Origin of the sequence: Mesorhizobium sp. M0239, assembly GCF_040321815.1 — a bacterium.
Taxonomy (GTDB): domain Bacteria; phylum Pseudomonadota; class Alphaproteobacteria; order Rhizobiales; family Rhizobiaceae; genus Mesorhizobium.
Map to the genome: position 1 here is coordinate 14,045 of NZ_JAMYSG010000003.1, position 21,846 is coordinate 35,890.

General features: G+C 61.0%; 18 protein-coding genes. 9 read left to right on the forward strand and 9 right to left on the reverse strand.

Translation table 11 applies throughout. The features are described 5' to 3' along the window. Positions 1 to 194 precede the first annotated feature (194 nt). Both NKI99_RS03255 and NKI99_RS03260 read right to left on the reverse strand, forming a co-directional pair. Positions 195 to 2,636, reverse strand: coding sequence for a sulfatase-like hydrolase/transferase (locus NKI99_RS03255; RefSeq protein ID WP_023813777.1), 2,442 nt, complete (start codon positions 2,634 to 2,636; stop codon positions 195 to 197). A gap of 227 nt (positions 2,637 to 2,863) precedes the next feature. Then, entirely contained in the window at positions 2,864 to 4,750 is a 1,887-nt protein-coding gene (locus NKI99_RS03260) for a glycosyltransferase family 2 protein (RefSeq protein ID WP_023813776.1), read from the reverse strand. 623 nt (positions 4,751 to 5,373) lie between these two features. Here NKI99_RS03260 and NKI99_RS03265 point away from each other — a divergent pair. Together NKI99_RS03265 and NKI99_RS03270 are read left to right on the forward strand one after the other, a co-directional pair. Then, positions 5,374 to 6,297, forward strand: coding sequence for a glycoside hydrolase family 26 protein (locus NKI99_RS03265; protein WP_031213745.1), 924 nt, complete (start codon positions 5,374 to 5,376; stop codon positions 6,295 to 6,297). A gap of 174 nt (positions 6,298 to 6,471) precedes the next feature. Then, complete coding sequence (locus tag NKI99_RS03270; RefSeq protein ID WP_031213743.1) at positions 6,472 to 6,990, forward strand: DUF995 domain-containing protein; 519 nt, start codon at positions 6,472 to 6,474, stop codon at positions 6,988 to 6,990. A 91-nt stretch (positions 6,991 to 7,081) separates the two neighbouring features. Here NKI99_RS03270 and NKI99_RS03275 read toward each other — a convergent pair whose 3' ends face one another. Together NKI99_RS03275 and NKI99_RS03280 are read right to left on the reverse strand one after the other, a co-directional pair. Beyond that, positions 7,082 to 7,531, reverse strand: a complete 450-nt coding sequence (locus NKI99_RS03275; protein ID WP_023813773.1) for a DNA polymerase III subunit chi — start codon at positions 7,529 to 7,531, stop codon at positions 7,082 to 7,084. A gap of 28 nt (positions 7,532 to 7,559) precedes the next feature. Continuing rightward, complete coding sequence (locus NKI99_RS03280; RefSeq protein WP_352609926.1) at positions 7,560 to 9,071, reverse strand: leucyl aminopeptidase; 1,512 nt, start codon at positions 9,069 to 9,071, stop codon at positions 7,560 to 7,562. Between the two features lie 51 nt (positions 9,072 to 9,122). Between NKI99_RS03280 and NKI99_RS03285 the strand changes: the two genes are divergently transcribed. The 7 genes from NKI99_RS03285 to rsmA all read left to right on the forward strand — a co-directional run bounded on the left by NKI99_RS03285 (position 9,123) and on the right by rsmA (position 17,054). Then, positions 9,123 to 9,311, forward strand: coding sequence for a hypothetical protein (locus NKI99_RS03285; protein ID WP_127289235.1), 189 nt, complete (start codon positions 9,123 to 9,125; stop codon positions 9,309 to 9,311). A gap of 111 nt (positions 9,312 to 9,422) precedes the next feature. Beyond that, positions 9,423 to 10,625: an LPS export ABC transporter permease LptF gene (gene lptF / locus NKI99_RS03290; RefSeq protein WP_128305684.1), complete on the forward strand. Its 1,203-nt coding sequence runs from the start codon at positions 9,423 to 9,425 to the stop codon at positions 10,623 to 10,625. Further along, on the forward strand, positions 10,622 to 11,707 hold the full coding sequence (lptG, locus tag NKI99_RS03295) for an LPS export ABC transporter permease LptG (protein ID WP_352550966.1): 1,086 nt from the start codon (positions 10,622 to 10,624) through the stop codon (positions 11,705 to 11,707). The genes lptF and lptG overlap by 4 nt, the downstream gene beginning before the upstream one ends. Further along, on the forward strand, positions 11,707 to 14,145 hold the full coding sequence (locus NKI99_RS03300; protein WP_352609735.1) for an LPS-assembly protein LptD: 2,439 nt from the start codon (positions 11,707 to 11,709) through the stop codon (positions 14,143 to 14,145). The genes lptG and NKI99_RS03300 overlap by 1 nt, the downstream gene beginning before the upstream one ends. 99 nt (positions 14,146 to 14,244) lie before the next feature. Further along, positions 14,245 to 15,174 (forward strand): peptidylprolyl isomerase, encoded by a 930-nt coding sequence (locus NKI99_RS03305; RefSeq protein ID WP_023813768.1) that lies wholly within the window; start codon positions 14,245 to 14,247, stop codon positions 15,172 to 15,174. Positions 15,175 to 15,187: 13 nt separating this feature from the next. Then, complete coding sequence (gene pdxA, locus NKI99_RS03310; RefSeq protein ID WP_502895161.1) at positions 15,188 to 16,204, forward strand: 4-hydroxythreonine-4-phosphate dehydrogenase PdxA; 1,017 nt, start codon at positions 15,188 to 15,190, stop codon at positions 16,202 to 16,204. Positions 16,205 to 16,214: 10 nt separating this feature from the next. Continuing rightward, positions 16,215 to 17,054 (forward strand): 16S rRNA (adenine(1518)-N(6)/adenine(1519)-N(6))-dimethyltransferase RsmA, encoded by an 840-nt coding sequence (gene rsmA / locus NKI99_RS03315; RefSeq protein WP_352609739.1) that lies wholly within the window; start codon positions 16,215 to 16,217, stop codon positions 17,052 to 17,054. 50 nt (positions 17,055 to 17,104) lie between these two features. On the opposite strand, the gene gmk is transcribed toward rsmA, so the two are convergent. The 5 genes from gmk to NKI99_RS03340 all read right to left on the reverse strand — a co-directional run bounded on the left by gmk (position 17,105) and on the right by NKI99_RS03340 (position 21,657). Then, positions 17,105 to 17,761 carry a guanylate kinase gene (gmk, locus tag NKI99_RS03320; RefSeq protein WP_013532512.1) on the reverse strand — a complete coding sequence of 219 codons (657 nt, stop codon included), beginning with the start codon at positions 17,759 to 17,761 and terminating at the stop codon, positions 17,105 to 17,107. Between the two features lie 3 nt (positions 17,762 to 17,764). Beyond that, on the reverse strand, positions 17,765 to 18,655 hold the full coding sequence (locus tag NKI99_RS03325) for a YicC/YloC family endoribonuclease (protein ID WP_352442178.1): 891 nt from the start codon (positions 18,653 to 18,655) through the stop codon (positions 17,765 to 17,767). A 157-nt stretch (positions 18,656 to 18,812) separates the two neighbouring features. Beyond that, positions 18,813 to 20,021, reverse strand: a complete 1,209-nt coding sequence (mltG, locus tag NKI99_RS03330) for an endolytic transglycosylase MltG (RefSeq protein ID WP_352609742.1) — start codon at positions 20,019 to 20,021, stop codon at positions 18,813 to 18,815. A 102-nt stretch (positions 20,022 to 20,123) separates the two neighbouring features. After that, a complete protein-coding gene (gene fabF / locus NKI99_RS03335) occupies positions 20,124 to 21,386 on the reverse strand; it encodes a beta-ketoacyl-ACP synthase II (RefSeq protein WP_352609745.1) in 1,263 nt (420 codons plus the stop codon). Positions 21,387 to 21,420: 34 nt separating this feature from the next. Continuing rightward, positions 21,421 to 21,657 (reverse strand): acyl carrier protein, encoded by a 237-nt coding sequence (locus tag NKI99_RS03340; protein WP_006203723.1) that lies wholly within the window; start codon positions 21,655 to 21,657, stop codon positions 21,421 to 21,423. Positions 21,658 to 21,846 lie beyond the last annotated feature (189 nt).

Here is a 21,846-nt window from a genome sequence, read left to right on the forward strand (position 1 = left end):
GGACTCGCGCCCGCGGCAAACAGAAGCCGGCGCTTGGGCTGTCAGGGATGTTGCGATGTATAAAACGCTCAGCGCCGCAACCGGCGCCGGCAGGGCCGACTGCCCCAGGCTCTCTCCAGCCGACAAAAAGGGCTGGCGATCCTTATCGCCGGAAGTGGCTGGATGTGGCGGCCCGCTCCAGAGTGCCTATGCCGCTATATGCACCCCTCGACAAATGGACCGCTGACCCACAGCGAGCCGCTGTTGAACATGCTGGTCCCGCTGTCATCGATGAACCCTACAGTCTTGTTGTCGACATGCAGCTTGCTCTTCGGCACCACTCGGCCGTCTATCTTGATATTCTTGACGAACAGGTTGCGATCGCCAGCCTTGCCCTGCCCCGCCCACAAGTCGTTGGCATAGCGGAGTTCGATTTTCCGCGGATTGGGCACGGCGCTTAGATTGAAGCGAAATGGTACGGTATGAGCGGACGCTGCCTTCAACTCCGCGACGATCGATTCTGCTGTGATCGCCGTGCTTTCCGTCCCCAGGACGTCCGCCTGTCCAACCGGCTTTCCGTCGACAAGCACGTCGAGCCGAGGGGAACCTTCGAAGCTGGTACCGGCCGCGTCGATCTCGAGGCTGGCAATGCTGCAACGCGCCGCGTCTTTCGTCGCATCGGCGATCATATCGGCAACGCGGCGCTTCTGCGACTGTACCCATCCCGCGATCGGCTGCAGGATGGCGGTGCGATCGCCGGTGCCGGCCTTGATGAGGTTGACCTTTTCCGTAGGATCCGTCTTGAGGTCATACGCCTCGATGCTGCCGGTGGTCGCGTTGAAGGTGACCTTTCGATCTCCTTCGCGGTAGCCGAATTGGAAACCGCTCCAGGGAATGAAGAAGAATGTCTTGTTCGGCCGCTGCTCGCTGAACAAGCTGTGACCCTGCCAGGATCTTGGAAGCGGAAGGCCGAGTATATCGAGGATGGTCGGGGCTATGTCGATAATCCCACCGACAGCATGTGCGACGTCATCATGGAAAAGCTGCTTGTTGATCATGATAAGCGGGATATGGATATTTTCTTCGTAGAGAGCACTGGCATGAACGTAGTTCCCATGCTCTCCAAACGCTTCACCGTGGTCGCCGAGTATGACCACAAGCGTCGAATCGAGTTTGCCGGACTGCTTGAGTGAATCGAGTATCTGTCCCAGCGCCTGGTCGCCGACCTTCAGCGCGTTGAGGTAGGCGTTGAACTTCTCGTCATCGGAATAGTGAACTTTCGAGCCGTCAGAGAGGTCGGGGATCTCTTTCATCGCCGTAAACAGCGGGCTGTCGATGAGATAGGGGTAATGGGTCATCGCCGTAAACATCACCGCGAAGAAGGGATTTTCGGCATCCTCATTCACCCAGTTGATGACGGATTGAGCGGTACAGAGGTCGCTGTTGTAGTCGAAATTCTTCCATTCCTTGGAACTGAGCTTGAATGTGGGAATATCGCATTTCTGCCCACGGTAGTCCTGAATGACATCAAGCCCCTTGTTGAGCAGAAACTCATCCACGCGCTGGAACCGTGAATCCGCACTCCAGAAAAATCCGGTGCGAAAGCCGCTTGCGGTCAGAGTGTTGGATATTGAACTCAGCGGCAGATCCGGATGGCTCGCGGTCATTCCATAGTAAGATATGTCATTGTACATCGAGCTGAACAACGAAAATATCGAATAGTTTGTAGAGGGAGTGTGCGCATATATACTGTCGAAGCGTATCGAGTCACTTGAGTAGCTCTTTATGTTTGGTGTAACAGGATACTTTCCACCAAACGTCTCGACGTATCGGGATGGCACCGATTCCATCATGAAAACCAGCACGTTCTTTATCGGATTTGGTGATTGCACCTTGAAGCTGGACGTCTCCGCCGGACGTTCCCCAACGCTGGCGACGTCAACGTCCACCCCGGTATTCACGGCGAAAACGACGGGGGTCGGACTGAACAGAGCCGATTCAACAAAGTACACGATAGGGTTGGCAACCTTTGCCTCTGGCAAGGCCGTCGCCCGAACATGGTACCCGGTGCCGACCAGTCCAGCACCGACGCACAGGAAAAGCGTCCCCAGCAATACCGATCGAGCAGTTCCCGCCAGCCGCACGCACAGCCCTGCTGTCGCATAACCCAAGACCAGCGCCAGAACTATGGACAACGACGAGAATGCGAAATCCCTTGGGTTGAGCGCGTCACCTATGGCGTTCTTGGCGTCGGCATTCTGCAGGAAGTCGCCATAGATCAACCACTGGAAAGTAAACGGCTCGCTCAGCATTTTGACGAGATTGATGTTGGCAAACCCCCAACATAGCGAAATCAGGATGGCGAGATAGAAAGTGATGACCACGACGACGCCGAAGAGGCGGCTGGCCTTTGCCAGGAAAAGCAGGAGCAGGGCTGCTGCCGTCAGCGACGAAATGAAAATCAGATCGTGGTAGCTTGACGCTATCCCGCTGGGGATAGAGGCCAAGCGACCCTGGAGCGTCGATTGGGGATCGATGATGAAGCCGCGGTAGACACCCAGAAGCACCCAGGAGAAAAACCCGGTGCAAGCGATCAGCAGGCCTGCGCGGAGGAAGCGCTTGGAACCTTGTGAACCGGGCTGTGTCTTCAATTCCATCTGACCGTTCCGTGCATAACCGCGATGACAACCGAAAGAGCAAAGGGCCTGATGCTACGTTGCAATCTCAAAGCCGCTGCCATTTTCCAAGTGCCAGGTTCACTCGCCCGGCGAACCGACAGATCTCGAATTAGCCACCGCTTCCACCCCTGGGGTCGAGAAATCCCCGTGCCTTGGGTGTTTTGTCATGGCAATTCCTGAGTTGGCGGGCGCCAGGCTCTTCCAGACTATCTGACGATTGGCCGATCCCAGGCGGGGTCAAGATGGAATGTGCGGGTTCCGCTCCCGCCACGCCCGGCTCCGGAAACCGGGTAGGCCACGCTGACGATGCGCACACTGCCTGCTCCCTGCTGGAGCCCATATATGCCTTCCAGGCCGCGGTCATAAAACGCAGCGCCCGGGACGAAGAGCGCAACGCCAGCGAGCGAGGCCTGCAAGGCGAGTTTCGCGACGTTGCGCCGCAACGAAATTCTGTTCTCCGCCAGGTGCCTGGTGATGATTACGACCACAAGCAACCCGTAGACGAACGCATTGAAGGCAGCGAACCAGTAGAAGCCGGTGGCATCCGACGCGCGGTCCACTAGAAGGACCGGCAGCGAAGCTCCGATTGCAAGTGCCACATACGGAACGATGACGCGGGCAGGCAGCAGATTTTTCGGGCCACTGCCCTTGGGGGTAACACGAAAATCCACGAACGACTTGGTCACATAATCACGGATCGACGACAGCGTGCCCGCCAGCACCCACGGCCAACGCGCGAAGAATGAGAACAACATTCCCTCCCAACTGATCGTCCTGGCAGTGAGCGGGCGCGACAGGTCGAATGCCTTCAGCAACATCACCAGCATAATCAGGGAAATAGAGTTCGGAGCATAGTATAAAAGGAAATCAACATACGTCACATTGGCGAAGCTCTTCCCCGTCAGAAGCGCGTACATAGGCATGACGTACATGACAAGCGAAAACACGGCGAAAAGCGGATACCAGAGCTGGCGAAACAGGAACTGGAATTTCAGCCGTGGCGATAGCTTGGAAAGGTATATCGGCGAGTATTCGAGCATGATCGTCATCAGGCTCCGCGACCACTGGAACTCCTGCGTGACAAGATCGGCAAAGGTCTGCGGGCCATCGCCATGGGCAATGGCGTCTATGGCATGCACACCGCGCCAACCAGCCGCAATGAACAGCATGGACGTCGAGTGATCTTCGGCCAGTTCCGGGCCAAGGCCGCCGACCTGCTTGAGCGCTGCGGTTCTCACGGCATAGTGCGAGCCGATGCAGAGCGGCGTTCCGTCGCCCGTATGGCCGGACTGCAAGGGTCCGTGGAACATCCCTTCCGGGAACAGTCGGCCGCGTGCCGACCAGCTTTCAGCGGCATTGTTGTCGCATATGCTCGGCGCCGATACATAGCCAACCGCCGGGTCGGCAAAGGCGACCAGGATTTCCCTGAGATAGGTTGGTGTCGGGACGTGGTCCGCATCCATCTGAGCGACGAAGTGGTAGCGCTCATAACCATAGTGGTCGTAGAAGAACGCCAGGTTTCCCTCTTTGCAGCGCGTCCGGCGGGGCCACACCTTGCGGTGATAATCTTCCCGCCCGCGCCGCGTCGAAATCATGACGTTATGGGCATCGCACCAGGCAATCGTTTCCTCTGACGGGTCCTCGTCGGCCAGCCAGGTATCATGCGGACAGTCCTGCGCCAGCATCGCTTCGAGCGTTCGCGCAACCACCGAAAACGGTTCGGACGGAGCCTTGGTCACCACCATCGCGACCCGCGAACGTTCCGGGATCGTGTGAAGACTGGACGGCTTTTTCATCGCATGCACGTTCAAGAGAAAATACATCGGCATGAACGTCAGCCATACGAGCGTCAATGTCGCCAGCATGTATGGAATGACATGTTCGATGTGCCCGGGCTGCAGCCACCAGAACCAGAAAAATCCGAACGTTACCGACCAGCAGGCAAGTCCCAGCCTCCAGATCCGCCGCTGGGTGGCCGACAGCACCGGCACCAGAAAAGGAGGCTTCTCCGCCGCCTTCCCCGGAGCCGCCCCACGCCCCCGTTTCGGCATGGTCTTGCCGCTGATGATCCCCACGTCCGCGGAAACACTCATACACGTACCGCCGCCACCCGAGCATCAGCCGAACGACGGCAGACGCGCCTTGAAAACCCGCCCTTAGAATCCACTTGGGTGTCTTAGAGTCAACTAAATTAAGTGTTGGTTAACTATACTTCTTGCGAATTGGTTAACTTAACATCTTGAATCGGGAGGGTAATTCCGTGGACGCCTCCCCCGACCAGCACAGCAATCACAGCCGGCAAAAGTTTCAGCGTCGGAGAATCCGTCGAAGGGGCCGAGGCTATCGCAGGAAGATCCGCTCAAGGCAGCGTTAACCATGTTGCGAGGATCATGGTTAAGCAACCATTAATTGCGCTTGACTCTTTGGTCCGTCCGGCTCTTAAATTAGACAGGGATGATATATCGGAATATTGACGCGAATTTGTGAGTATCGCGGCGAAACTCTCTCGACGGCTCCTTCTGTGTTGGCGCCTTGAGAAGTATTTTTGGGTGGGCTTCGTGCGAAGGTTCGCACAACCGCCAATGATCGCTCCGAAATCCCGCAGATTCCGCCAATCGAGCCGATAGGTTTTTGGGTAGCCGTATCGATCAGGCATCGATGCGCACGGGCGAAGCCTTAACTTCCGCGAGAAGTCGAGGCCATGGGAGAATCTATGATGACACACTCCGCGGCAAAGGCACTTGCAATCGCGCTGGTATTGGGCGGAAGCGCCGCCTTCCCTACTGCAGGAGGGGCCGGCTCCGTAACCGCGACCGACCCCCTTCAGACGAGCAGCGCTGCGTCGGCGTTCGGTTCCTATGATCCCTACGGGGACTTCAGCACCGACAAGAGCGCCAGCATCGAAGAGCTGTTCCTGCCCTGGGAAGACGTCGATCTGTCGACGCTGCCGCTTGCCGACGCTTATGCGCTGCAGCGCGGCCGCTCGCTTCTGATCACGATTGAGCCGTGGACATGGTCCAAGGACTGGCGCATCACCCCGCCCGAATTGCGTGACGGCATTTTGAGCGGCAAATATGATGCCAACATGCAGGCAATCTGCGGCCTGGTGGGACAGATGAAGAGCCCGGTGACCATTCGCTGGGCTCAGGAAATGGAAGACAAGAACGGCCGCTTCACCTGGGCCAACTGGGCTCCCAAGGACTGGATCTCCGCTTACAAGCGCGAAGTCGACATCTGCCGCAAGGCTGCCCCCGCCGCCAAGTACATGTGGTCGCCCAAAGGCGAAGAGGGTTTGGAAAAATACTACCCCGGCGACGACTATGTCGACGTCATCGGCCTGTCGGTGTTCGGTCTGCAGAAAAAAGACGGTGACGAGACCGGTCGTGACCGCACCTTCGCTGAACTGCTGAAGCCCGGCTATGACCGCGTTGCGGTGTTCAACAAGCCGATCGTCGTTGCGGAACTCGGCTATGTCGGAAAGCAGGACTATGTCTCGAAATGGCAGGAAGATTCCCGCAAATCCTACGCGGAGTTTCCGGCTCTGACTTCGGTCGTCTACTTCAACCAGAAGGAAGTGTGGCCGTGGCTGGGCGGCTATGGTCTGCCCGACTGGAGGGTGACCCAGCATGTCTTGCCCTAGAGCATGATACTGAAAAAGTGAGAAAGCGGCTTTTCGGACAAACGGGGCACCATCTGTCCAGGCATCATGCTCCATCTCTTTGATTTAGTGGCGGATTCAGATTTCAGGATTCACCTGAAATCATCTCAAGCGTTCTCATAAACTGGGCGTGGCGTAACAGTAGGGGTAGGGGTTGTGAAACGAGTACTGGGCAATTGTATCGGAACGGCACTTGCCTGTTCCATTGGTCTGTTTGCTTTCCAGATTCCCGCAACAGCCAAGACGGCGACGAAAATCGCCGAACAGGCCATGCGGGCAGAGGTGGTGCCGGACAAAGGCATCTACCAGATGTACCAGAACCGCTCGTGGCTCTGGGGTCGGGAGGGTGCCGGATATTTTGCCGTCCAGCGCCGTCAGTTCAGTGCCTGGACCTCGGACAAGGCGCGCAAGCTGGGCTACGGTGACGGCATCTGGTTCATTCCCGGAGGAGGCAAGCTGTGCTTCCGCGCAAAATGGCACGGAGCCGGAGGCGACTCCAACGCTCTTTCCTGTTTCGAACATCGCCAGGCAGGCAGGATTCTCTACCAGCGCCGGGTTCCAGATGGAGAATGGTACGTATTCAGGAGTTCGCACCGCAACCTTGCGGACGCATTCATGAAATTGAAACACGGCGACTACGTCAGCCGCAAACAGAGCCGGATCAAGGCAAAGTAGTAGAGACTTTCATCCGGGACAGGGCACTGGTCCAAAAGCGGGTCGACTGAACGGTCAGCGACCTGCCTCAGTCACGTTCAGGCGACCTGCCTTAAGCCTTGCGCTCCCAGCGGCGATCTGGCGTCTGTTGCCAATAGGTGACGGCGTGGCCAGCGCTCTTCATCACCTTCCAGTGCCCTCGCGCCGCCTCGAGCTGGGCGGCATCGTGGCCATCGAACAGGAACACGGCGCGCTCGTAGCCGCCAAGGTCAGGCGGCACCGCGCCGTCGACCAGGAACCTTATCTTGGCGTCGTTGGGATTGCCGTCGCCGGTGGTCAACAGAATCGGCTGTTCGCCGGGATGAGCCTCACGATCGGTTGCGTGCGCCAGGAACGAATCGTCGCGGAAGGTCCAAAGATGCTGGTCGAGCGCATCGCGGCGTTCCTCGGTGCCTGTCTGCACCACGGCGCGCCAGCCACGGTCGACGCTGCGCTCCAGGAGGCCTGGCAGCGCATCCTCCAGCGTCGATTCGGTCAGGTGGTAGAACAGGACGTCGGCCATCGCTTCAGCCTATAGTGATTGAACCCGTTCACTGCTCATAATTGTCGCGCACCAGCCGGTCGAGCAGCCTGACGCCGAAACCGGAACCCCAGGACTGGTTGATCTCGTTCGACGGCGCCCCCATCGCCGTGCCGGCAATGTCGAGATGGGCCCATGGCGTGTCCTTGACGAAGCGCTGCAGAAACTGCGCCGCGATGGTGGCGCCGCCAAAACGGCCGCCGATGTTCTTCATGTCGGCGTTCTTGGAATCGATCAGCTTGTCGTATTCGGCCCCCAGCGGCATGCGCCACAGCCGTTCCTGCGTCGCCTGCCCCGCCGCCGCCAACTTTTCGGCCAGTTCGTCATTGTTGGAAAAGAGGCCGGCATAATGTTGACCGAGCGCCACCATGATGGCGCCGGTCAGCGTCGCCAGATTGACCATGAATTTCGGCTGGAAGCGGTCGTTGCAGTACCACAACGCATCGGCCAGCACGAGGCGGCCCTCGGCGTCGGTATTGAGCACCTCGATGGTCTGGCCCGACATCGAAGTGACGATATCACCGGGGCGCTGGGCATGACCGTCGACGGCATTTTCGACCAGTCCGATGATACCGACGACATTGGCTTTCGCCTTGCGGGCCGCCAGCGCATGCATCAGGCCGGTAACGGCGGCGGCACCGCCCATGTCGCCCTTCATATCCTCCATGCCCGAGGCCGGCTTTATGGAATTGCCGCCAGTGTCGAAAGTGACGCCCTTGCCGACGAAGGCGATCGGGCTGTCCTTCGGCTTGCCGCCGTTCCACTGCATGATCGCCATGCGGGCGCCGCGCGGCGATCCTTGCGCGACACCGAGCAGCGAGCCCATGCCGAGCTTCTTCATTTCCTTCTCAGCCAATATCTCGACCTTGACGCCTAGTGCCTCGAGTGCCTTGGCGCGGGCAGCGAACTCGACCGGCCCAAGCACGTTTGCCGGTTCGTTGACGAGGTCGCGCGCCAGTAGGACGCCGTCTATCACCGCCTCGGCATCGGCGAAGGCCTTCTTCGCAGCGGCCGGATCGGCGGTGTGGATGGTCACCTTGACCGGCTTCTTCGGCTCTGCCTTGCCGTCGTCCTTGTCCTTCCTGGTCTTGTACTTGTCGAAGGAATAGCTGCGCAGGAGAATGCCCGCGGCAAGGCTTGCCGCGTCTTTCGCGCTCGGCGAGGCGCCGACCACATCGAGGACCACCGCCACTTCGGTCGCCTTGCGCAGCGACGCGGCAACGGTGCCGCCAAGCTTCAACCACGCATATTCGTCCAGTCCCGATACCTTGCCGGCGCCTATCGCCACCAGTCTGTCGAGCGATGCTCCCTGCGGCGCCAGAACTTCCACCGTGCTGGCGAACTTGCCCGTGAACTCAGCCACGGGAAAGGCCCGCTCCAGTGTCTTGCCGGGATCACCGGCCTTGGCGACGTCGCTCAGGCCGCCCTCATCCGCCGCGAGCACGAAGACCGTGCCCTTCTTGTTCACCGCGCTCTGGGACCCGGAAAATTTGGCGAAGGCGATCGACGGTCTTTGATTCATCATGTCCTGCTTTCAGGGAATGCGCGACTTTTGGGGAAGCGGTTCGAAACGATGCGCGACATTTGGTCGTTTTCCGGCATTTGGCAAGACTTTGCCGAATTGGCATCCCATATGACCTATGGAATCGATGACGATTCGTCGCGGCACGGCCCCGCTTTTTGCCGCAACCTGTTGTTAACCATCGATGTTCGCCCTTTCTTATCCATTCCCGCCGACACTCCGCCCAGCCGGGGGGCGTGATGTGGGACAGAACCCGGATAGACCATCTGATGAGCCAGTTGTGCAGGCGCTGCCGGACAGCTACCTTGTTCGGTGGCATGATGCCGTTCGAAAAAATCGAGAAAAGCCTTCATGAAGGTCGTTGAACGCTACATCATGCGCCGCGCTTTCGTGGTCTTCATGGCCGCACTTGTGTGGACGCTGGCGATCGTATGGACGACGCAGGTGCTGGCAAAGATCGACCTGGTCACCGACAGCGGCCAGTCGGCGCTCACCTTCTTCGAAGTCGCCGCCCTCATCCTTCCGTCCATCATCCCGATCGTGGTGCCTTTCGCGCTGGTGGTAGCGGTCGCACAGACACTCAGTGTCATGAATTCGGATTCCGAACTCGCCGTCGTCAACGCCGCGGGGGCCTCGCGCTGGACGATCGTGCGGCCGATCATGTTGCTGGCGCTCGCCGCCGCCGTTTTTTCCTTTGCCGTCGACAACGGCATCGACCCTTACGCACGGCAGAAGAACCGGGCCCTGGTGGCGTCGTCGCGCGCGGATCTGTTGTCGCTGATCATCCAGGAAGGCACCTTCCGCAAGATTGACGACGGGTTGTTCCTGCAGATCGGCGAGCGCCTTCCGAACAATCGGCTGGGTGGCATTTTCGTCGCCGATTCGCGCGAAGAAGGCGTCAACCTCGTCTACTACGCCAAGACCGGAAGCATCATCGAACGCGGCGGTGAAAAGGTGCTGATGATGAATGACGGCGTCATCCATCGCAAAACGCTGACCGGCGATCTCTCCGTCATCCGCTTCACCTCCTATGCCTTCGACATGTCGGCCTTCATGGCGGCGGCTTCGGCGGTGACGCTCCTGCCCAAGGACCAGACGACGCAGTACCTGCTCAACCCGGGCGCCAACGACAAGTATTATCAGCAGAACCCCTACGAATACCGGGCCGAAGTCAACCAGCGGTTCTCGGAATGGACCTATTCCATGGTTTTCGCGCTGATCGCGCTTGCGGTCGCCGGGGATGCGCGCTCGCACCGCGAGGCGCGCGTCAATCCGCTGATCACGGCGATCACGATATCGCTGTTCGTGCGTTGGCTGGGCTTTTTTGCCGCCAGCAAGGCGGATGAGGTCCCGCAATATGCGTATATGGTCTATGGCGTGCCGATCGTGGCTTCCGCGGTGGCGATCTGGTTCATCGTCTCCAACCGGACACTGGAACTGCCCGTGACCTGGGCGGACTGGATGACAAACTTCGCCACGCGCATCGCTGACAGCTGGAATGCTTTCAAATTGCGTTTGTCCAGGCGCGGCGCATCAGGGCAAGGGGTCGGCTGATGGGCTGGACACTGGGCCGCTACTTCTTCTTCCGCTATGTGACGATCACCATCTGGTTCTTCATCGGCCTCCTGGCATTGGTGTTCCTGATCGATTTCACCGAGCTGTCCGGACGCACCACCGGCCTGCCCGGCTTCACCTACGGCACGGCGGTAGCCATTTCAGGCCTCCGTATGCCGATGATCATGCTGCAGACGGTGCCGTTCGTCGGTCTCTTCTCGGCGATGGCGACGCTGGTATCGCTGAACCGGCGTTACGAGCTGGTCATCGCGCGTTCCGCCGGTGTTTCCGCCTGGCAGTTCCTCTTGCCCTGCTGTGTCGGAGCCTTGCTGTTCGGCGTCCTGTCGGTTGGCGTCATCAATCCACTCGCCGCGCACGCATTCTCCTGGTCCGAGCAGATCGAAACCCAGCTGCGTTCCGGCAAATCGAATACGGTCTCGGCCGATGCCGCGCCCTGGATCCGGCAGAAAACCAGTTCGGGGGACACCATCATCGGTGCGCGGGCCATCCTGAACCAGGGCCTGGAAATGGCCGACGTCGTGTTTTTCATTCTCGACCCGCAAGGCAACATCGTCGCGCGCAAGGACGCCACCCGTGCCTTCCTGCGCGACGGCTATTGGGAATTGCAGGACGTCAAGACGTTCCAGAACGGCACGATCCAGGTATTGGCAACCGATCGCGTACCGACCAATTTGAAGCCCGAATTCGTGCAAGAGCGGCTGGCGCGCCCCGAAACCATCCCCTTCTACGACCTGCCCGGAAAGATCGAAGTTGCCCGCTCCTTCGGCCTCAAGGCAAATGCCTTTGCCATGCAGTTTGATTCGCTCGTAGCGTTGCCGTTCCTGCTCGTCGCCATGACGCTGATCGCGGCAACGGTTTCAATGCGATTTGCCAGGATGGGACAGTCGGCGACGATGATTCTGGGTGGCATCATCGCTGGCTTTCTGCTTTATGTCGTTTCGGTGTTGGTAAAGGCATTCGGCGTGGCGGGATTCGTGCCGACTGTCGTAGCCGCCTGGGTACCGGTCATGGTGGCTATGTTCTTCGGGGTGACTTTCCTGCTATACAAGGAAGACGGCTAGTGAGGGAGGCGTTTTTGCCCAGCAACAGGCAGGCCGGTTTGGCGCGCCTCTATGCGGCGACCGCCTTGGCGTGCGTGCTTGCCTACGCCGTTCCGGCACCGGCGCTCGCGCAGGACGTCGGCGACATGGCGACATCGGTTCCGTCCGGCTCGCAAATGCTGCTGGCGGCAGATACGCTGGTCTATAACAACGACAACCAGACCGTGACCGCCGTTGGCGGCGTGCAGATCGACTATGGTGGCAATCGCCTTGTCGCCCAGCGGGTCGAGTACAACCGCAACACCAAGCGGATGGTGGCGAGCGGCAACGTCGAAGTCATCAACAGCGACGGCACCAAGATCAATTCGCAGCATATCGACATCACCGACGACTTCGCCGACGGCTTCGTCAACGCGTTGCGGGTCGAGACCATCGACAAGGCCTATTTCGCCGCCGAAAGCGCCGAACGCATGGGCGGCGTGCTGACCACCTTCCACAATGGCGTCTACACCGCCTGCGAGCCGTGCGAGGATAAGCCGGACAAAGCGCCGACCTGGCGCGTCAAGGCCAAGAAGATCATCTGGAACGGTGAGAAGAAGACGGTTCGCTTCGAGAATGCGAATTTCGAATTCTTCGGTTTTCCGCTTGCCTATCTGCCTGCATTCGAAATTGCCGACCCGACGGTGAAGCGCAAGAGCGGCTTCCTGATCCCGAGCATCATCTACAAGAGCGATCTCGGCGTCGGCGTGAAAGTCCCCTATTATCTCGCATTGGCGCCGACCTACGACCTGACCGTCACCGGCACCGGCTATACCAGGCAGGGTTTCCTCGGTGAGGCCGAGTGGCGTCAGCGCTTCGACAATGGCGAGTACAGCTTGAAGATCGCCGGGATACACCAGCAGAATCCCGACGCCTTCCTCGACACCACTGCCTTCCCATCCAGCTCTGGCCACAACGTCAATTCGGGCAGCGCCGGCGATCCCAACAAATTCCGCGGCATGATGGGTACCCAGGGGCAGTTCGCCATCAACTCACGCTGGAACTTCGGCTGGGACGTGCTGCTGCAGACCGACAAGAACTTCTCGAACACCTACGGCATCGACAAGTACAATAGCAGCGTTCACCAGTCGTCAGTCTACTTGACGGGTCTCAACGGCCGCAATTATTTCGACGTGCGCGCCATGCATTTCGATGTGCAGGAAGATACGCCTGACGACAATATCTCTGCGCGAAGTGGACAACAGCCGTGGGTGCTGCCGTCGCTCGATTACGCCTATATTCCTGATGCCTCGGTGGCCGGCGGCCAGCTGTCCCTCAATGTCAACGCGCGTGTCATCCGCCGCGACGATGTCGATGAGACCTTCGTCCAGCCCTACAATGCCCTCACTCCGACGCAGCGCGTCCGCGGCATCGAAGGCGAATCGGGCCGTCTCACCGCCGAGGCCGAGTGGAAGCGGAGTTTCGTCACAGATGACGGACTGGTGCTAACGCCGTTGCTCGCGCTGCAGGGCGATGTGGACTACCTCAACGCATCGTCGGCTTCGCTAGACGCCATCGACCGAATGGCAACGCATTTGGGCGAGCAGGACGATATGCGCTCGTCATTTGCCCGTTACATGGCAACCGCGGGCCTCGAGATGCGTTGGCCGGTGCTGTTTTCCATGGCCAGCGGGTCCAGCCATGTCATCGAGCCAATGGCGCAGGTCTTCATGCGTCCGAACGAGCAATATGTCGGCGGCCTCTCAGTGCCCAACGAAGACGCCCAAAGCATGGTCTTCGACGCGACCACCTTGTTCGAGCGCGACAAGTTCTCCGGTTACGACCGCGTCGAAGGCGGTTCGCGCGCCAATGTCGGCTTCCGCTATTCCGGCTCGTACAATAATGGCTGGGGCACCAATGCGATTTTCGGCCAATCCTATCAGATCGGCGGCGAGAACTCCTTTGCCGCGCCGGATCTGGTCAATGTCGGCGCCAATTCCGGCCTCGACACGACCAAGTCCGACTATGTCGGCCTGTTCGGCATCAACAGCCCCAACGGCTTCGCGGCCTCGGTCAGCGGCCGTTTCGACGAACAGAGTTTCGAGGTCCGCCGTGCCGAGGTGAAGGCCGCCTATTCCGGCCTGCCTGTGTCGCTGAGCGCCAAATACGCCTTCATCCAGGCCCAGCCGCTGTACGGTTTCACGGAAGACCGCCACGAAGTCACACTTGGTGCATCCACGCATCTGGCCGAAAACTGGCGCGTCTTCGGCACAGGAACCTACGACCTGCAGCAAAGCCTGCTGGTCAAGGACGGTGTCGGCTTCGCCTACAACGATTCCTGCTTCACTTATCTGATGACCTACTCGCAGTCGCGCGATCTGAACACCAGGGAGGTGTCGCAGACCATCGGCTTCAATCTGTCGTTCCGCACCCTCGGCGATTTCGGCTCGTCGACCAGTGGCGTCGACACGATCCAGTAACAATCGGCGACATCGTTTCGCCGCATAGGGCTGGCACGGATTTCGCGCACCTGGAAAGATGAAATTGGGCGGGACCGGGATAGAATTGGGATACCAACGATGAGGAAATACCTCTTTTCAGCAGGTTTCGCGTTGCTCGTGGCGGCGACGTCCGTGTCGATCACTGCAATGACGCCGCCGGCTTTCGCCAGCGAGATCAAATACGTCGTCAACGACATTCCGGTCACCAGCGGCGACATCGCCCATCGCGCCGCCTTCCTGAAGCTGCAGCGCAAGAAGGGCGATGCCGGCCAGGAAATGATCGACCAGACGCTGCGTATGGCCGAGGCCAAGCGGCTTGGCATCCGCATCAGCGACGCACAGGTCGAGGCGGCGTATCAGCGCTTTGCCTCGAGCAACAAGATGCAGCTCAGCCAGCTTGACGGCGTCATGGAGAAGTCAGGTGTCACCAAGAGCCACTTCAAGGAATTCATCCGCGCCCAGATGGCCTGGAACCAGGCTTTGAGCGCACGCTACCGTTCCGGCGACGGCACAGGTGCCGTCAGCGAGCAGGATCTCGTGAGGAAGATGCTCGAAAAAGGCGGCGCCAAACCGAGCGCCACCGAATACATGCTGCAGCAGGTCATCTTCGTGGTGCCGGCGGCTGAACGCAGCGCGACGCTGGGCAAACGCAAGCGCGAGGCCGACGCCATGCGCGCCCGCTTCAACGGCTGCAACACGACGCGCGAATTCGCCAAGGGCTTGATCGACGTCACCGTTCGCGATCTGGGCCGGGTGCTCGCGCCGCAGCTGCCGCCGGACTGGGCCGAGCAGATCAAGGCTACCAAAGTCGGCGGTGCCACCGCCACGCGCGAAACCGAGCGCGGCGTCGAATTCATCGGCATCTGCTCGTCGCGCGAAGTGTCCGACGACAAGGTCGCCCAGATGGCGTTTCAGGCCGAAGGCTCCGGCGGCGACAAGGATGCCGACGCGCTCAGCAAGAAATATGTCGACGAGCTGAAGGCAAAAGCCCGCATCGTCAAGCGCTGACGTGGGCAACACAGTGAGTGCGCTCGCGTTGAGCGCCGGCGATCCGTCCGGCATTGGGCCGGAGATCGCCATCGCCGCCTTTATGGCGCGCGAAGCTGCCGCCCTGCCCCCCTTCTACCTGCTCGCCGATCCGGCGCTGATCGCCTCCCGGGCGCGCCTGCTCGGCATTTCGCTGCCGGTCGTCGAAACGACATCAGCGCAAGCGGCGCAGGTCTTTGCCCGCGCCTTGCCGATCGTTCCGCTAGCCGCCGGCTGCATCGACAGCCCCGGCCGGCCGGATCCGGCCAATGCGGCCGCCACCATCGAGGCCATCGACCGCGCCGTCGCCGATTGCCTTGCCGGCGAAGCCTCGGCCGTGGTCACCTGCCCCATCGCCAAGAAGCCGCTCTACGATGCGGGCTTTCGCTTTCCCGGCCACACCGAATATCTGGCGCATCTGGCAGCCCGGCACAGCGGCGTCGAGGCGATGCCTGTGATGATGCTGGCAGGACCCGACCTGCGCACCGTTCCCGTCACCATCCACATCGCGCTGGCCGAGGTGCCGAAGGCACTGACCACCGAACTGATCGTCGCCACCGCGCGCATCACCGCCGCCGACCTTACCGGCCGCTTCGGCATCGCCAAGCCGAGGCTGGCGATTGCCGGGCTCAACCCACATGCCGGCGAAGGCGGCGCCATGGGCCTCGAGGACGAGCTGATCGTGCGCCCGGCGGTCGACATCCTGCGTGCCGAAGGAATCGACGCTTTCGGCCCTTTGCCGGCCGACACGTTGTTCCATGTCCGGGCGCGGGCGGGCTACGACGCGGCCCTTTGCATGTATCACGACCAGGCGCTGATCCCGGCCAAGGCGCTGGCTTTCGACGAGGCGGTCAATGTCACGCTCGGCCTGCCCTTCATCCGCACCTCGCCCGACCACGGCACGGCCTTCGACATCGCCGGCAAGGGTGTGGCGCGGCCCGACAGCTTGATAGCCGCGCTGAAGCTTGCCCGGCGGCTGGCCGACACGAACACGAAGGCAATCGCCGTATGAGACCTCGGGCATGAGCATCGACGGGCTGCCGCCGCTACGCGAGGTGATCGAGCGTCATGGGTTGCAGGCGAAGAAGGCGCTCGGCCAGAATTTTCTGCTCGACCTCAACCTCACCGGCAAGATCGCGCGCACCGCCGGCGACTTGTCCGATGCAACAGTAATCGAGGTCGGTCCTGGTCCCGGCGGGCTGACCCGCGCCTTGCTCAACAACGGAGCGCGCCATGTGGTCGCCATAGAGCGCGACGAACGTTGCCTGGCTGCTCTTGCCGAAGTGTCCGACCACTATCCCGGCCGGCTGGAGGTTGTTTCCGGCGATGCGCTGAAGACGGATTTCGCAGGCCTTGCCAGCCGAGCGACCGGGAACGGCGGTCCGGTCAAGATCGTGGCCAACCTGCCCTACAACATCGGCACGGAGCTGCTGGTGCGCTGGCTGACGGTCAGCGACTGGCCGCCTTTCTACACCTCGATGACTTTGATGTTCCAGCGCGAAGTGGCCGAGCGCATCGTCGCGCCCGCCGGCAGCGACAGCTATGGCCGGCTAGGGGTTCTTGCCGGCTGGCGGACGGAGGCGAGGATCGCCTTCGACGTACCGCCACAGGCATTCACGCCGCCGCCAAAGGTCACCTCCTCGGTGGTGCATCTGGTGCCGCGCCCGACCCCTCTGTCCGCCGAGGTAAAAAAACTCGGCCGCGTCACCGAAGCCGCGTTCGGCCAACGTCGCAAAATGCTGCGGCAAAGCGTGAAGAACCTCGGCGGCGAGGCCCTGCTCGAACGCGCCGGCATCGATCCGACACGCCGCGCCGAAACGCTGAGCGTCGAGGAGTTCGTGCGGCTGACCAATGCGGTGTAAGAAGCTGCCGATCTCCCACCCCTCGTGGGGGAGATTGGCGCTTCACCGCCTCAGCCCGTCTTCTCGTCCAACAGTCCAGAGACGAAATCGAACAGGCCTGGCCGGCGGTCGCGTCTTAGCCGCTCGGCGACGACGATACCGCGCACTTCGGCGAAGGCGCGGTCAAGGTCGTCATTGACGATGACGAAATCATATTCCTTCCAGTGCTCGATCTCGTTGCGGGCGTTTTTCAGCCGCGTCTCGATCACCGCCTCCTGGTCTTCAGCGCGACGTTTCAGCCGCGCCTTCAACTCCTTCATCGATGGCGGCAGGATGAAGATCGAGACAATGTCGGCGCGCATCTTCTCCTTGAGCTGCTGGGCACCTTGCCAGTCGATGTCGAACAGCATGTCGCGCCCCTCGGACAGCGCCAGTTCGGCCGGTTCGCGCGGCGTCGCATAGCAATTGCCATGCACCTCGGCCCACTCCAGCAGTGCGTCGGAATCACGAAGCCGCTCGAATTCGCGCATCGTCCGAAAATGATAGTGGACGCCTTCGATCTCGCTTCCGCGGCGCGGCCTGGTGGTGACCGAGACCGACAGTTCGAGGCTGGAATCGCTTTCCAGAAGATTGCGCGCGATCGTCGACTTGCCGGCGCCGGATGGCGACGACAGGACGAGCATCAGGCCCCGGCGGCGAATGCGGGACCCCAAATCCTTGGCAACCATCGGCTACTCCAGATTCTGGATCTGTTCACGAAATTGGTCGACCACCGCCTTCAGGTCCAGGCCGATCGCGGTGACGGCTGCGGCATTCGATTTGGAACACAGCGTATTCGATTCGCGGTTAAATTCCTGTGCCAGAAAATCGAGCTTGCGACCGACCGCACCGCCGCCCAGCAGCAGAGCCCGGCCGGACGCGACATGCGTTTTCAGCCGGTCGATCTCTTCGCGAATATCGGCTTTGGTGGCCAGGAACGCCGCCTCCATGTGCAGTCGGGTGGCATCCAGATTGGCGGAAGCGTCCATCAGCAGCCTGACCTGCTCGGCGATGCGTTCGCGAATCACCGTCGTCTCGCGGGATGGATCCGCCTCGGCTCGCAGCGTCAGCACCTCGATCGTGTCGATATGACCCGACAACAGCAAAGCCAGCGCGGCTCCTTCGCCCTGACGTGCCTGTTCGAGCCCGTTCAAGGCCACTTCGAGCGCGACCATGATCGCGGCATCGAGCGCGGCCCTCGCCTCCTCGGTTTCGACGGTTTCAGGAATGTCGAGCACGCCGCGCAGCGAAAGCAATCCATCTGACGTCGCCGCAGCAACGCCGAATTGCTCCTGCAGCCGTTTGGCGAGCCCAGCAAGGTCCTTCAGGAAGGCTTCGTTGACGACCGGCTGCGCCTGCGCGCCAACGGCACGGCCGATGGTCAGCGTCGCCTGGAAATTGCCGCGTGCAAAACGTTTCTGAAGTATCTGCCGGACAGCAGGTTCCAACCGTTCGAAGCCTTGCGGCAGCCGCAGCCGTACCTCGACGCTCTTGCCGTTGACGGACTTGACCTCCCAGGCGATCGAAGTGCCTTCGTGCTCGGCGACGGCACGTGCAAAACCGGTCATGCTCTGCAAATTCATATCGCCCACACGTCCCTGGCACATCGCCCTGAACCGGCTTTCCGGACAGGAGCGAGTGCGGCTTGAAAAAAGACTGCGCCGCAGGCGCGTCGAAATCGGACGCGCGGCGCTCTTCCAAATGTCAGGGCGTTGCCTGTCGGGCAACGCCTTTCTTCATTTACTGGGCAGCGCCCGCGTCACCGCCGCTGGCATCGCTGTCGCCGGTGCCAGTCGTCTTGGCGGCTTTGGCGGCATCATCGGCCTGCTTCTTCAGCAACGCGCGATAGCGGGCGACATTCTCGTTGTGCTCGTCCAGCGTCGCGGCAAAGACGTGCCCGCCGGTGCCGTCGGCAACGAAATAGAGGTCGGCGGTTTTCGACGGATTGGCCACCGCCTCCAGCGCTGCACGACCCGGATTGGCAATCGGCGTCGGCGGCAAGCCATTGATCACATAGGTGTTGTAGGGAGTCTGTTTCTGGATGTCCGACTGGTAGATCGGCCGGTCCGCCGGCTTTCCCTTGCCGCCGAACAGCCCATAGATGATGGTTGGATCGGATTGCAGGCGCATGCCCTTGGCAAGCCGGTTCAGGAAGACGGCGGCAACTCGCGAACGCTCGTCACCCTTGCCCGTCTCCTTCTCGACGATCGAGGCCAGCGTGACGAACTCCTCGACGTTGGCCAGCGGCAGGTCAGGCGCGCGCCGCTCCCAGACATCGTCGACCAGCTTCTTCTGATCCGCCAGCAGCTTGTCGACCATCTGCTGGCGTGTCGCGCCGCGCGTGAAGCGCAGCGTGTCGGTGGCGAGGCTGCCCTCCGGCGGCGTGGTTGCCGGCATGTCGCCGCTCAACGCAGTCTCCTCGGCGATGCGCTGCAATGCCTGGTCGACCGTCAGTCCCTCAGGAATGGTCAGCGAATACATCACCGACTTGCCGCTCTTCAAAAGCTCCATGATATCGCGCATGGAAGCCCTGGGCTTGATCTCGTACTCGCCGGCTTTCAGCGCGGAATCATTGCCGAAGGCCCGCACGCCAAGACGGAATACCCGGGCGTCGCTGATCAGTCCGCGGCGTTCGAGCTGGTCGGCGATATCCTGGACGCCGGTGTTCGGCTTGACCAGGAAGGTGTCGCCATTAGCCGAAGGTCCGGGTTCGGTGAATTCCTGCTTGCCGAAATAGACCGCGACGCCGGCCGCCAGAACCACCAGCATCACCGAGGAGATGACGAAGTTCATGAACACGACGACCTGGCTGCGTGACGCACGCGAGCGCTTCGGCGGTGGCGTGCCAGCCTCTGGCCGCAACGCCTCGCTGGCCGTTTTCGGCACGATCGGGCCGGATGTCGGCGGCCGTTGCCCGAATTCTCCGTTGCCTGCCGGATTTGTGTTCATTTCGCCCTACCGTTTGATCGCCCAACGAATCCCCAGCGGCAGAGTAGGGGCGAATATGGCAAAATTGACGGCACGCCAAAGCGCCGCCCGGCAGCCGGACGATCAGCCATTGTAGCGCTGGAAGACCAGCGACGCGTTGGTCCCGCCAAAGCCGAAGGAATTGGACAGCGCCACGTCGATCTGGCGGGCACGCGGCTTGTTCGGCACCAGATCGATCGCGGTTTCGCGTTCCGGGTTATCGAGATTGATGGTCGGCGGCGCGACATTGTCTCTGATGGCAAGGATAGAGAAGATCGCTTCGGCGGCACCCGCCGCTCCAAGCAGATGGCCGATCGACGACTTGGTTGACGACATCGAAATCTTCGATGCGGCATTGCCGACAAGCCGCTCGACGGCACCGAGCTCAATCGTGTCGGCCATGGTCGAGGTGCCGTGCGCGTTGATGTAGTCGACATCGGCCGGCGTCAACTTGGCCCGGTTCAGTGCCGCCGTCATGCAACGGAAGGCGCCATCGCCATCCTCGGCGGGCGCGGTGATGTGATGCGCATCGCCGGTGAGACCATAACCCGTCACCTCGGCATAGATCTTGGCGCCGCGCGCCCTGGCATGTTCGAGCTCCTCGAGCACGACAACGCCGGCGCCCTCGCCCATGACGAAGCCGTCGCGGTCCCGATCATAGGGTCGCGACGCCATTTGCGGCGAATCATTGCGTTCCGTCGACAGTGCCCGGCATGCGGCAAAGCCGGCGATCGACAGCCGCGTCACCGGCGCTTCGGCGCCACCGGCGACCATCACGTCGGCATCGCCCCACATGATCAACCGGGCAGCATCGCCAATAGCGTGCGCGCCGGTCGAACAGGCCGTGACGACGGCATGGTTCGGGCCTTTCAGCCCGTGCCGGATCGAAACCTGCCCGGAGACGAGATTGATGATCTGGCCCGGGATGAAGAAAGGGCTGATGCGGCGCGGGCCGCGCTCCTTGAGGATCGTCGCGTTCTCGGCGATGCCCTCGATGCCGCCGATGCCGGAGCCGATCAGGACGCCGGTGGCACACCGCTCTTCATGCGTCTTGGGTTCCCAGCCGGAATCCTTCAGCGCCTCGTCGGCGGCGGCAATCCCATACAGGATGAAGTCGCCGATCTTGCGCAGTTCCTTCGGCTCGAGCACGGCCTCCGGATTGAAGGTGGCATTGCTGCCGTCACCACGCGGAATGACGTGGGCGATCTTGCAGGCAAGATCCTCCACCTCGAACTCAGTGATGCGCTTGGCAGCGCTGCGGCCGGTCAGAAGTTCCTTCCAGCTGTGCTCGAAGCCCATGCCGAACGGCGACAGCAACCCAAGGCCCGTGACGACGACACGCCTCATCGCAGGTCCTCCCCGGTGATGACTGCGGAAAGCGTCAGGCCGAAGCCTTGTCGATGTACTTCACGGCATCGCCAACGGTCAGGATGGTCTCAGCCGCATCGTCGGGAATCTCGACGCCGAATTCTTCTTCGAACGCCATGACGAGTTCGACCGTGTCGAGGCTGTCGGCGCCCAGATCATCGATGAAGCTCGCCTGCTCCGTCACTTTGTCGGCATCGACGCCAAGGTGCTCGATGACGATCTTCTTGACGCGCTCTGCGGTGTCACTCATTTGGGCATCCTCGTCTTTTGTTTGTCTGTCTTCGTTAGCGGGCAGAATGCCGCTAATCAAGCTGAAAGATGGTCCTGCCGGAAACGCAACGACTACGGACCGGTTTTTGCCCGAACCGCCGGGTTGCGGGCCGCATTACACGAAAAATAGCTGAGGTCCAAGCCGAAATGGTCTCTTTTCACAACCCGC

Bases quoted from the DNA above. Each gene is read 5' to 3' on its own strand.
- NKI99_RS03255 (WP_023813777.1), bottom strand. From the start codon at position 2,636: ATGGAATTGAAGACACAGCCCGGTTCACAAGGTTCCAAGCGCTTCCTC.
- NKI99_RS03260 (WP_023813776.1), bottom strand. From the start codon at position 4,750: ATGAGTGTTTCCGCGGACGTGGGGATCATCAGCGGCAAGACCATGCCG.
- NKI99_RS03265 (WP_031213745.1), top strand. From the start codon at position 5,374: ATGACACACTCCGCGGCAAAGGCACTTGCAATCGCGCTGGTATTGGGC.
- NKI99_RS03275 (WP_023813773.1), bottom strand. From the start codon at position 7,531: ATGGCCGACGTCCTGTTCTACCACCTGACCGAATCGACGCTGGAGGAT.
- NKI99_RS03280 (WP_352609926.1), bottom strand. From the start codon at position 9,071: ATGAATCAAAGACCGTCGATCGCCTTCGCCAAATTTTCCGGGTCCCAG.
- NKI99_RS03285 (WP_127289235.1), top strand. From the start codon at position 9,123: ATGCGCGACATTTGGTCGTTTTCCGGCATTTGGCAAGACTTTGCCGAA.
- lptF (WP_128305684.1), top strand. From the start codon at position 9,423: ATGAAGGTCGTTGAACGCTACATCATGCGCCGCGCTTTCGTGGTCTTC.
- NKI99_RS03305 (WP_023813768.1), top strand. From the start codon at position 14,245: ATGAGGAAATACCTCTTTTCAGCAGGTTTCGCGTTGCTCGTGGCGGCG.
- rsmA (WP_352609739.1), top strand. From the start codon at position 16,215: ATGAGCATCGACGGGCTGCCGCCGCTACGCGAGGTGATCGAGCGTCAT.
- gmk (WP_013532512.1), bottom strand. From the start codon at position 17,761: ATGGTTGCCAAGGATTTGGGGTCCCGCATTCGCCGCCGGGGCCTGATG.
- NKI99_RS03325 (WP_352442178.1), bottom strand. From the start codon at position 18,655: ATGAATTTGCAGAGCATGACCGGTTTTGCACGTGCCGTCGCCGAGCAC.
- mltG (WP_352609742.1), bottom strand. From the start codon at position 20,021: ATGAACACAAATCCGGCAGGCAACGGAGAATTCGGGCAACGGCCGCCG.
- fabF (WP_352609745.1), bottom strand. From the start codon at position 21,386: ATGAGGCGTGTCGTCGTCACGGGCCTTGGGTTGCTGTCGCCGTTCGGC.
- NKI99_RS03340 (WP_006203723.1), bottom strand. From the start codon at position 21,657: ATGAGTGACACCGCAGAGCGCGTCAAGAAGATCGTCATCGAGCACCTT.